Raw genomic sequence first — 11,124 nt, 5'->3', positions numbered from 1 at the left:
AGCCGCAGCCCTGGATGGAAGGCTTGGCAAAGGACAGCTTCGCGCGGCTTGATCCCCACATTCTTTCCACTCGCCAGATGTTCAACGCAGAAAAACCCAGCCTCGACGAGCTTCCAAGCTCTGCTCAACTGATCCGTTCCACCGTCATCGCGGCGGTCTCGGCGGTCGTGATCCTCGTCACCGTCGTCCTGCCCGCCGAATACGGCATCGACCCGACCGGGATCGGCGGCGCGATCGGTCTGGCCGAAATGGGAGAGATCAAAACCCAGCTCGGGGAAGAGGCCGAGGCCGACAGGCTGTTAGAGCTTGAAGCTGAGGAGCAGTCAAGCCTGATGAACGACATCTTCGGGCTCTTTGTCGGCACAGCCCACGCGCAGGAAGCCGAGATCTGGCGCGACGAAACCACCTTCACGCTGGCACCCGGTGACAGTGCCGAGTGGAAGCTGGTCATGGAAGAGGGCCAAACGGTGGAATACCGGATGCTGGTCGAAGGCGGTCGGGTGAATTTCGACATGCACGGCCACGGCGGCGGCAATTCGGTGACCTATGAAAAGGGCCGCGGTTCGACGGGCGACGAGGGCGAGATCATCGCGGCATTTGACGGCGAACACGGATGGTTTTGGCGGAATCGGGACAGCCAGCCCGCAACCGTGACTGTCCAGGTGCGCGGCGAATATACCGAATTCAAAGACGCAAGTTGACACAAGGGCAGCCATCCGCATGAAAGGATGCGGGTGGTTGCCTGGCTCCGAAACAGACCATCGATGAGTCCGCAGTCTCGCCTCAGATTTTGCGCTGAAACCAACCTCGGGCATCCGTTGGCCAATCAGTCAGTAACCGCGTGGCAATGTCACGCCTATGTTACAGGATACTTCTTGACCTCCCCCTACTGGAAGCTTGCATAAGAACTGCATGATCCGCTTTTTCCGCCTCATTTTGATTCTTGCATTGAGCTTCGGTGCCGTGGTTGCGCCGGATGTATCGGCAGTGAATGCGGCTGAGGCACCAATGGCTCAGATGGTGGGCGCCGAAAGCGCGGACGACCATTGCGGCGGATGCGAACCGATCGGATTTTCTGACGGGATCTCCTGCGAGAGTGGGTGTCCTGCCCCTTGCGGCGCAGGAAGTACGGCCGGTATTGTAGTTCGTACGTCAGCGATGACGCTCGAGATGGCATTCGGAGTTGTCATCCCGGTCGCGGGACCTGTGACCCCGACCGGCGCGATTCCCTCGCTTGATCCATTCCCTCCCAAGCAGTCTGTCTGAACACTAGATCGGCCTCGCCAACAGCGAGGCCCGACCGTTGCCTTCGCCGAAGCTGGCTGAGCGCGACCTTTTCAGATCAAGGCACAATCAATGACCCTCAACAGACTGATTTCACGACGGCACGTGCTGCGCACCGGTGCCGCCTTCACTGCCATATCCGCCCTGTCACCTGCGCGAGCAGCGATGGCAGGTTCGACGATGGACCCTTTCGTACTAAGCGCTGCAGCCGGACAAGCCGCCCTGCGTCCGGCATCCTACGGCCCGACCGACGTCTGGAGCTACAACGGGTCCGTCCCTGGCCCCGAGATCCGCGTGCGCCAGGGCGACCGGATTCGGGTTGTGGCCCGGAATGGGCTGGATGAAGGTACGACGGTCCACTGGCATGGCATTCGCACACCCAACGCGATGGACGGAGTGCCGTTTCTCACACAAGACCCGATCCCGGTCGGTGGCGATTTTCTCTACGAATTCGATGCACTGGACGCTGGCACTTTCTGGTATCACCCGCACCAGCGCAGTTCGGAACAGGTCGGGCGCGGGCTTTACGGGCCGCTGATCGTCGAGGAAGCAAACCCGATCCGCGTAGATCGCGATTTGACCTGGATGCTCGATGACTGGCGGATGACCGGCGACGGACAGATTGCGACAGATTTCGGAAGTCGGCACGACGCCGCGCACGGCGGGCGTATCGGCAATTCCGTGACCATCAACGGCCAGATACCGGACCGCATCGCCGTGCGATCCGGAGAACGCATCCGCCTGAGGTTGGTCAACGCAGCCAATGCCCGGATATTCGGGCTGGATTTCGGGGGTCTAGCGCCGGTCGTGGTCGCTCTGGACGGTCAACCCGTGGCACCTCATGCACCAGACAGTGACGTCGTGGTGGTCGGCCCGGCCATGCGTGTCGATCTGGTGATTGATATGACCGGCAAGCCCGGAGAGAGCGTGACCGTCACCGATGTCTTTTACGAGGGTTTGGAATACCGTCTGGTCGATCTCGCCTACGGGCCGGATCGGTTTCGGGACGCGGTGCCGGACTGGTCGATGGAACTGCCATCCAACCCGCTGGCCGAACCCGATATGCAAGCGGCCAAGCGGCATCGGATTGTCTTCAATGGTGGCATGATGGGGCAGATGATGATGGGCGGCGACATGGGGTCGATGATGGAGCAGATGCACGAAGGCAACATGTGGTTCATCAACGGCGAAGCAGCAACGGGGCACATGATGGACCCCTTGCTGGTCCTGCCGCAGGGCACGTCGCATGTGCTCCAGATGGACAATCGCACCGCGTGGCATCACCCGATGCATCTTCATGGACATTCGTTCCGTGTGATCACACGGAACGGGCAACCGACACGGCACCGCGAATGGCAGGACACCGTCCTGATGGCACCCGAGGAACGGGTCGAGATCGCCTTCGTAGCGGACAATCCGGGGGACTGGATGTTCCATTGTCACATCCTGGAACACCAGGCGGCCGGCATGATGGGCGTCATACGTGTCGATCCTGGCACGACCAAAACCTGAAAAATCTCACGTTTCGATAACGACGAAAGGAAAGAACCGATGAAGAAACTAATTGGACTTGCCAGTCTTAGCACGGCAGGTGCCGCCGCCGTGTTCGCCCTGGGCCTGAATGCCGCGCCCGTCGCGGCACAAGAGGCCACGCTCTACAAGAACCCGCAATGCGGATGCTGCGAGAGCTATGCGGACTACCTGCGCGAGAATGGCTTCACGGTCGAGGTAAAGCCGACCCATGATCTGGCTCAGATCAGCCGTGATGCAGGTATCCCGGACGATTTCCAGGGCTGCCATACGACCTTTCTGGGTGACTACGTCGTCAGCGGTCATGTGCCAATCGATGTCGTCAACAAGTTGCTTGATGAGCGCCCGGACATTGTCGGCCTGACACTTCCCGGCATGCCGTTGGGATCGCCAGGTATGGGCGGCGAGAAGCAGGAACCGTTCAAGATCTACACCGTCGAAGAAGGTGTGAACCCGACCGTCTATGCGGTCGAATGATCAATTGCGCGGTCTGGTGCGCTCCCGTGCCAGACCGGATTCAAGGAAAATCAAAGGATGAACTGTATGATGATGGACGGTGGAATGATGGGTGGCGGCATGATGATCGCGATGGGACTGGTTTGGTTGCTGATCGTGGCGGTGCTGGTGCTCGCGGCGATCGCTTTGGTCAAATACATCCGCTCGGACAGCGGGAAATAGAAATGCGCCGGGATGCGGAATGAGGGTACCAGCAGTGGCGACAGCCTCTTGTCGATGGGATTGGTCTGGGGGGTTTGCGTCCTGCTTGTCGTGGCATCGCTCGTGGCACTTTTCATCCTTTGTATGTGGATTGCCAGAAGAAGGCAAAAGCGACATGAAAAACACCATTAGGCTCGCCGCGCTCTTGCTCGCTGCAACGGTCTTGCCCGTTTCGGCGCAGGATGACTTGCTCGCGGGCGAACGCCTTTATCAGGAGAATTGCGCCAGTTGCCATGGTGCAAACCTGGAGGGGCAGCCCGATTGGCGCACCCGATTGCCGAACGGCAGGTTGCCTGCCCCGCCGCATGACGCCTCGGGCCATACCTGGCACCACACGGACCGCGTGCTTTTGGACATCGTGAAGCGCGGAACGGCGGCGATTATCGGGAATGGCTATGAAAGCGATATGCCCGGCTTCGAGGAGGTGCTGACGGATGACGAGATCACGGCGATCATCGATTACATCAAGAGCACATGGCCCGATCGGAACCGCGCTTCGCAGGAAAGCCGTACCCTTGCGGATGAGCAGGTGCAGCCATGACGCAAGAGGTCGTCAGCAAAATCGACCCTGTACCGCGGCGCAGGATCTCCGGGTTTGTGCTGGTGCCGCTGATAGCTTTTGCCCTCATGGTCTTGTTCGGCTGGGGGCTTTTCAGGGGCGGCGACGACTTGCCATCGGCGCTTCTCGACAAACCTGTGCCGGAGTTTGCGCTTGCTCCGGTGCTCGGCCGCGAGGAAGGTCTTTCGACGAAGGACCTGATCGGCCATGTCTCGCTGGTGAACGTCTTTGCGTCGTGGTGTGTGCCCTGCCGTGCGGAACATCCGCTGTTCATGGAATTGAGCGCCACAGGCGAAGTGCCACTCTACGGGATCAACTACAAGGACCCGCCCGATCAGGCGCGCGCCTGGCTTGACGAACTGGGTGATCCCTACGCGCGCATCGGGGCCGACATCGACGGACGTGCTGGCATCGAATGGGGCGTTTACGGCGTGCCCGAAACCTATGTCATCACGTCCGACGGCACCATCGCCTACCGCCATGTCGGACCGATCACTCGGGCAATCTTGCGCGAAACCCTGTTGCCGATCGTCCGGGATCTGAAGAACCAATCTTTCAAGGAGCCAACGCCATGAAATATCTAAAAACGGCGCTGCTCGTCTGGGCATTGTCCGTCGGCGCGGCGTTTGCCGGGCCGCAAGGCTTCGCACTGCACGACACGCCGCAGCCGGTGATCAATGTGCGCTACGAGACCGAAGACGGCAGCCGTGGGGACATGGAGGATTTTCGTGGCAAGGCGATCCTCGTGAATGTTTGGGCAACCTGGTGCGTCCCTTGCCGCGAAGAGATGCCGACGCTGGATGCGCTTCAGGCGGAACTTGGCGGCGACCGTTTCGAGGTTGTGGCCCTGTCCATCGACAGGGCCGGGTCGCCCGTCGTACGGCGGTTCTACGACGAGATCGGTGTCACCAATCTCAGGATGTATGTCGACAAGACCATGCTGTCGATGACCGCGCTGCGCACCGTCGGTCTGCCCACAACGATCCTGATCGACGCGCAGGGGCAGGAACTGGGACGGCTGGTCGGCCCTGCCGAATGGGACGAGCCCGAGATGGTGTCCTTTTTGCAGGAGTTCATCCAATGAGTAGCTTCGAAAGAATACCACCCGCTCTTGACCGTCCAGTTATCAGAATTTCGAAAGGATTTTCCGGATGACCGACATATCATCTTCCAACGATGCGGGCGCCGTCGGCATCGAAAGCGCTGGCAAACGGACCCGGTGGTTGACGCGCAGACGATTGCTGTTCGTTGGTGCGGCAACCGTGATGGGCGGCGGCATGGCCCTGAACTGGGGATGGCTCACCGCGATCGGTCTCGCGCCTGTCCTGGTCTCGCTGGCACCCTGTGCCGCGATGTGCGGGCTTGGTCTGTGCATGAAGGGCGGGTCCGGCGGGAAATGCAACGATGCGGGTAGTGGCAAGCCCGATCAACCCGAAAGGTGATGCAGTTGATTGTCTATCTGACCCGGCGCGCCGCCTTGGCGACATTTGCGACCACGATCTCCTTTCCGGCCTCCGCCGATCATCCGGGTAAAAATCTGGATGCCCGGATGTTCGAGATGGAGCCATACTTCCAGGCCATCGACGCAGCACAGGCCGCGGATTTCGAGTTGCAGGATGCGGCGGGCAATCCCGTGCGTCTGTCGGATTTCAGCGACAAGGTCGTCATCCTGCGTTTCATCTACGCCAACTGCCCGGATATCTGCCCGCTCCATGCGGAAAAGATCGCGGCGGTCCAGGCTTCGGTCAACGACGGGCCGATGAGGGATCTGGTGCAATTCATCTCGATCACGACCGATCCCGTGAATGACACGCCCGACGTCCTGCGCGGGTACGGGGACCGGCATGGATTCGATCCGACCAACTGGGTCATTCTGACCAAACGGCCTGATCAGGCTGACGACGCAACGCGCCTTCTGGCGCGGGACTATGGGCTGGAGTTCACGATGACCGCCGACAGCGACATGATGATGCACGGCGCAGTGACCCATGTCGTGGATATCGGGGGGCGGTTCGCCGCAAAGTTCCATGGCATGGAATTCAAGAATGTGAACCTGATCCTCTATGTCAGCGAGGTGATCAACAATGCCCAGCACCGACGCCGGGAACGCGGTTGGTGGGACCGCCTGACAGGGGCTTTTCAATGAGTGATATCGCGATTGGCGTCATGCAATCCGCGACGGATAGAATTTCCCTGACAGCACTCCGTCGATATTTTTTGGTGATCATCCCGGCCAATCTGATCTGGGAGTTCGCCCACATGCCGCTCTACACGATCTGGAACGAGGGCACCTGGGGTGAGATCATCTTCGCCGCGGTTCATTGCACGGGTGGCGACATCCTGATTGCCATGAGCGCGCTGATGCTTGCCTTGATGCTGACGGGCCGCGGCTGGCCCTTCGTGAATCCGACACGACGATCGGTGACCGTCCTGACAATATTGTTCGGGTTGGGATATACGCTGTTCAGTGAATGGCTCAACATCGTGATCCGCGCGGCATGGGCCTATTCGGACCTGATGCCGATCATTCCGATTCTCGATGCAGGGTTGTCGCCGGTATTGCAGTGGATCGTCATCCCGCTGGTCGCGTTCCGGTGGGCATCACGGCCCTTCAGCGGACATGGTAACGCATGATGGATATTTCCGGCATCGGCATCTTCGCGGCGTTTCTGGCGGGAGCCATTTCGTTCCTGTCGCCCTGCGTCCTGCCGCTGGTGCCGGGCTATGTCTCCTATATTGCGGGCCAGCCGGATTTGCGCACGACGCGATCGGTCGGCCTGCGGGCACGCGCCGGGGCACTTGGGCTGAGCGCCTGCTTCGTTCTGGGATTTTCCACGGTCTTTGTCGCGTTGGGAGCGGGGGCCAGCGCGCTCGGGTCGCTGCTGCTGACCTGGCGCACTGAGCTCAACTATCTGGGCGGTGCGATCATCATCCTGTTCGGACTGGTCATGCTGGGTGCCTTCCGTCTGGAAGCGTTCTCGCGTGACACCCGCTTCACACTCGACATTCCGGGGGGTCGCCCGCTTGGAGCCTACGTACTGGGCTTGGCCTTCGCCTTTGGATGGACCCCCTGCATCGGGCCGATCCTTGGCGCGATCCTGACGCTCAGTTCGACCTCCGGCGGCATGTCGGACGGAATCTGGCTGCTGTCGATCTATTCCGCCGGGCTGGGCGTGCCGTTCCTGCTGGCCGCGCTGTTCACCGACGCCATCGCCGCACGGGTAAGGCAGATCGGCAAGGCCGGCCGCTGGCTCTACAAGTGCGCGGGTGTTGCCATGATCATCATGGGAGTTGCCATCATGACCGGGCAATTGTCACGGTTTGCCTATTGGCTGCTGGGGACCTTTCCCTTTCTCGCGACGATCGGCTGACGAACCTCGAACCAGCTCTTGGCGTGATGGCTGGTAAGTGGGGTCATTTCCACCACTCAAACAGGTCGTACACGCCGCGCCTCTGTAGAGGTCGCGGGGCCGTCAGCCGATCAGGTAGACCCGGATCGGCATCCATATACCGATGACCATCATCACCAGGTTCTCAGTGAGCGAGACGAACCCTAGTGGCACGTTACTGTCGCCCCCGACGCAGGCGCATTTCAACTCGCGCTTGTCGATGTAGAGCGCCTTGAACACCGAAACCGCGCCGACGGTGCCGATGAACAATGCCACGGGGGCCGACAGCCAGGTGAGCGCTCCGGCGCCCATGAGGATACCCGCGAAGGCCTCTCCGAAGCGATAGACCTTGCCGTAACTTGCGGATTCTTCGAATGGTTGGAGGGGAGTCGGGGCTCAGGTCACAGTTTTCAAAGGATGGAAACGTTGACAGAATGCTTTCCATGATACATTTAGCTTACGATGAGGATCGCACTCACCTTTTCAAGATTGCGTCAGATGATGCTCGGTATCATCTGTGTGCTTGCTTTGGCTACAGTTCCGTCGTCTGCGCTACATGCTCAGATGGGCGGACATGGCGAGCCGGTTGGCACAGATCATAGCGCCGAAACGATGTCTGAATTAAACGTTAGTGGTCACGGCCATTCCACTGCAACTCATTGCGGAGAAAGCGACCGCGTTGCAAACGCGGATGACGAACATGACGGCATTCAATGCTGCATCGGCTTCTGCTTTTCGGCTGTTCTCGATGAAAGAGACGTGATCCGGTCGCGCGACGAGCCAAGCGCGCGTCACGTAGCTGTCGACCGCCTGATCGTATCGTTCGAACCGGACAGCCCACAACGCCCACCACGAGTCTGACTTAGCCGCCGATCCGGTATGCGGATCTTCTGAGTGCGCCTGCAAAGCGTTCTCGAATTTCTCAATAAGTCAGGTCTAAACTAATGAAAATTGCTATACTTCTGGGCGCATCTGCGCTCGTGCTTGGGGCATGCACGTCAGAGCCCACGCCGCTTCCGAGCGTTGCCAGCCAAGAGGCTACGTTCAATGGTACAGTCTCATCCCCCTTGTCTTACAAAAATCCCCTGGCCGGGTACACGTTTCGCGGCCCAACTGGCCCGCGCGACTGGCGCGAGGTCAACGAAGAGCAATCGGAGGCAAACTGATGATTTTGACGAGACCTTTACTTGCGCTTGGTCTGCCAATGACACTGGCAGCATGCGCGACGGCGGTTCCAGATGCCTACACGGACCGGAAAGCCGGGTTTTCGATTGTGTCAACCCAGACCGCGGCGGCCATCGGCAAAAGAACAGCTTTTGCGCAGACCCAAGCCGAGAACGCGGAATTGAAAAAACAAGTTCACGCAATGGTCCATCAACGAACGATCTCGGCAGACACGGCGGTGCAGGTCGCGCTCTTGAACAACAAGGGGCTGCAAGCCTCCTATGCCAATGTCGGACTTTCGGCTGCAGAGGCTTGGCAGGAATCAACGCCGGAGAATCCGATCGTTGCAATCGGAGTGCTTGGCATCGGAGCTGCGGAATTAGGCGCTTACCGGGCGATAGAAGGGTTGTTTCGAGCGAACATCCTTGACGCGCAAACGCGGAAGCAACGTGTTCTGCTGGCAGATGCGAATTTTCGGGCCACACAGATGAATGCGGTGAGTGACACGCTTGCGCTTGCCAACCAGACGCGAATGGCGTGGATCAACGCCGTGGCTGCGTTTGAAACTGTAACGTATCTCAAGCGTGCCAAGGCCACTTCCGACGCCGGGTCAGAACTTGCGGCCCGGCTGGGCGAGACCGGCGCGCTGAACACGGCCGGTCAGGCGCGGGAACAAGCGTTCAATGCCGAGCTGGCTGGACAGCTGGCACAGGCCCGACTGAATGCAACCCAAGCCAAAGAAGATCTGACGCGGTTAATGGGGCTGTGGGGCACCGAAGTGAATTACTACGTGCCCGATGCTTTGCCAGCTCTCCCGAGGTCGGTTGGGCCAATCACCAACCTGGAAGCTAAAGCCCTTCGAAACCGGTTCGACCTGAGGGTCGCTAAACTGGGGCTTGAAGCGCAGGCGGCGGCATTCGGGCTGACCGATCAAACGCGGCTTGTGACCGATCTCGAGCTCATCGCTGGTTTCGAAGCAGAGCGGGAAAAAGAGGACGGTAACCTTGAAACTGAAACTACCCCGCAGATTGAGCTGGAGTTCGCCATCCCGATTTATGACACCGGCAAGGCGCGGATGCGCAAAGCCGAGCTGATGTATCTTCAGGCGGCAAATGTTCTGGCTGAGCGCGCGGTCAATGTGCGGTCCGAAGCACGTTCTGCTGAGACCGCTTATCACGCATCTTACAAGATTGCGCGTCACTACCGCGACGTTCTTGTGCCGCTGCGCAAGACCATCGAGGAAGAAGGCCTGCTGTCCTACAACGGGATGATTACCAACACCTTCGAATTGCTCACGGATGTGCGCGAAAAACTTGGTTCCTCGCTCGAGGCGGCCAATGCCAAGCGTGACTTCTACTTGGCCCAGGCGAACTTGACTGCCGCCATATATGGCGGTGGCGCAGGCGGAATGGGCGATGGAGAGGGCGTATCACTTGCCGCCGGTGGCGGCGCAGGACACTGAAAGGAATATGACATGCTGAATAGACGTCAATTACTCGGAGCCGGCGCCGCAGGTGCAACGCTGGTCTCTTCAAAAGCGTGGGGTCAAACCCTTAACATGGGGTTGCCAGAGGCTGCGCAGATGGACAGTGCGGCAACGGCGATCACGGCGCGTCCCAATTCTGGGCCGGACTACACGCCTGTGGTCACGCTGAACGGGTGGACCCTGCCGCACCGGATGAACAACGGGGTGAAGGAATTCCACCTCGTCGCCGAACCGGTCGAGCGCGAACTCGCTGATGGAATGATCGCGCATTTGTGGGGCTATAACGGCCAGTCCACGGGTCCAACGATCGAAGCGGTCGAAGGTGACCGGGTCCGCATCTACGTCACCAACAAGCTGCCCGAGGCGACGACGATTCATTGGCACGGGATGATCCTGCCTTCCGGCATGGACGGGGTCAGCGGACTGAGCCATCCCGGCATTCCGGCGGGCAAGACCTACGTCTACGAGTTTGACCTGATCAAATCCGGCACCTTCATGTATCACCCGCATGGCGATGAAATGGTGCAGATGGCGATGGGGATGATGGGCATGTTCGTGGTCCATCCCAAGGACCCAACGTTCATGCCGGTGGATCGTGACTTCCTGATCATGCTCAACGCCTTTGACATTGATCCCGGCACCTACGTGCCGCGCATCATGACCATGACCGACTTCAACTTGTGGACTTGGAACAGCCGGATCTTCCCCGACATCGATCCTCTGGTAGTCAACAAGGGAGACCGGGTGCGTGTGCGCGTCGGCAACCTGACGATGACAAACCATCCCATCCACATGCACGGCTATGACTTTAAGGTCACCTGCACGGATGGCGGCTGGGTGTCGCCTGAAGCGCAATGGCCAGAGGTGAGCATCGACATCCCCGTGGGCGCGATGCGCGCCTATGAGTTCGTCGCGGACCATCTGGGTGACTGGGCGATCCACTGTCACAAGTCACACCACACGATGAACGCCATGGGCCATGACGTGCCGACGTT

At 59.7% G+C, this 11,124-nt stretch carries 14 protein-coding genes and 1 pseudogene; 14 read left to right on the top strand and 1 reads right to left on the bottom strand.

The window, feature by feature from the left end; translation table 11 throughout:
• Positions 1-77: 77 nt before the first annotated feature.
• From RBB18_RS22915 to RBB18_RS22865, 11 genes are all read left to right on the top strand, one after another.
• A complete protein-coding gene (locus tag RBB18_RS22915) occupies positions 78-701 on the top strand; it encodes a transmembrane anchor protein (protein ID WP_306112610.1) in 624 nt (207 codons plus the stop codon).
• 655 nt (positions 702-1,356) lie between these two features.
• On the top strand, positions 1,357-2,796 hold the full coding sequence (locus RBB18_RS22910) for a multicopper oxidase family protein (protein WP_306112598.1): 1,440 nt from the start codon (positions 1,357-1,359) through the stop codon (positions 2,794-2,796).
• 39 nt (positions 2,797-2,835) lie between these two features.
• Positions 2,836-3,291: a DUF411 domain-containing protein gene (locus tag RBB18_RS22905; protein WP_306112599.1), complete on the top strand. Its 456-nt coding sequence runs from the start codon at positions 2,836-2,838 to the stop codon at positions 3,289-3,291.
• 66 nt (positions 3,292-3,357) lie between these two features.
• A complete protein-coding gene (locus RBB18_RS22900) occupies positions 3,358-3,492 on the top strand; it encodes a hypothetical protein (RefSeq protein WP_007121580.1) in 135 nt (44 codons plus the stop codon).
• A gap of 154 nt (positions 3,493-3,646) precedes the next feature.
• On the top strand, positions 3,647-4,072 hold the full coding sequence (locus tag RBB18_RS22895) for a cytochrome c (protein WP_306112600.1): 426 nt from the start codon (positions 3,647-3,649) through the stop codon (positions 4,070-4,072).
• Positions 4,069-4,665, top strand: a complete 597-nt coding sequence (locus RBB18_RS22890; RefSeq protein WP_306112601.1) for a DsbE family thiol:disulfide interchange protein — start codon at positions 4,069-4,071, stop codon at positions 4,663-4,665. The genes RBB18_RS22895 and RBB18_RS22890 overlap by 4 nt, the downstream gene beginning before the upstream one ends.
• Positions 4,662-5,174, top strand: a complete 513-nt coding sequence (locus RBB18_RS22885; protein WP_306112602.1) for a TlpA disulfide reductase family protein — start codon at positions 4,662-4,664, stop codon at positions 5,172-5,174. Before RBB18_RS22890 ends, RBB18_RS22885 begins: the two co-directional genes overlap by 4 nt.
• 67 nt (positions 5,175-5,241) lie before the next feature.
• Entirely contained in the window at positions 5,242-5,532 is a 291-nt protein-coding gene (locus RBB18_RS22880) for a hypothetical protein (protein WP_306112603.1), read from the top strand.
• Complete coding sequence (locus RBB18_RS22875) at positions 5,532-6,236, top strand: SCO family protein (RefSeq protein ID WP_306112604.1); 705 nt, start codon at positions 5,532-5,534, stop codon at positions 6,234-6,236. The genes RBB18_RS22880 and RBB18_RS22875 overlap by 1 nt, the downstream gene beginning before the upstream one ends.
• Positions 6,233-6,724, top strand: coding sequence for a hypothetical protein (locus RBB18_RS22870; protein ID WP_306112605.1), 492 nt, complete (start codon positions 6,233-6,235; stop codon positions 6,722-6,724). The genes RBB18_RS22875 and RBB18_RS22870 overlap by 4 nt, the downstream gene beginning before the upstream one ends.
• Positions 6,721-7,461 (top strand): cytochrome c biogenesis CcdA family protein, encoded by a 741-nt coding sequence (locus tag RBB18_RS22865; protein WP_306112606.1) that lies wholly within the window; start codon positions 6,721-6,723, stop codon positions 7,459-7,461. The genes RBB18_RS22870 and RBB18_RS22865 overlap by 4 nt, the downstream gene beginning before the upstream one ends.
• Positions 7,462-7,563: 102 nt before the next feature.
• Here RBB18_RS22865 and RBB18_RS22860 read toward each other — a convergent pair.
• A pseudogene (locus tag RBB18_RS22860) lies at positions 7,564-7,836 on the bottom strand (glutaredoxin); the annotation flags it as partial.
• A 141-nt stretch (positions 7,837-7,977) separates the two neighbouring features.
• Between RBB18_RS22860 and RBB18_RS22855 the strand changes: the two are divergent.
• From RBB18_RS22855 to RBB18_RS22845, 3 genes are all read left to right on the top strand, one after another.
• Positions 7,978-8,340, top strand: a complete 363-nt coding sequence (locus RBB18_RS22855; protein ID WP_306112607.1) for a hypothetical protein — start codon at positions 7,978-7,980, stop codon at positions 8,338-8,340.
• A gap of 304 nt (positions 8,341-8,644) precedes the next feature.
• Entirely contained in the window at positions 8,645-10,105 is a 1,461-nt protein-coding gene (locus tag RBB18_RS22850) for a TolC family protein (protein WP_306112608.1), read from the top strand.
• Positions 10,106-10,117: 12 nt separating this feature from the next.
• Positions 10,118-11,124: multicopper oxidase family protein (locus tag RBB18_RS22845; RefSeq protein ID WP_306121281.1), on the top strand; the 1,007-nt coding region annotated here is incomplete at its 3' end.

It is taken from the genome of Roseovarius sp. MMSF_3298, from assembly GCF_030733705.1.
GTDB classification, from domain to species: domain Bacteria; phylum Pseudomonadota; class Alphaproteobacteria; order Rhodobacterales; family Rhodobacteraceae; genus Roseovarius; species Roseovarius confluentis.
The sequence above is the reverse complement of the archived record's forward strand: the minus strand, read 5'-3'. Positions and strand labels throughout refer to the sequence as shown.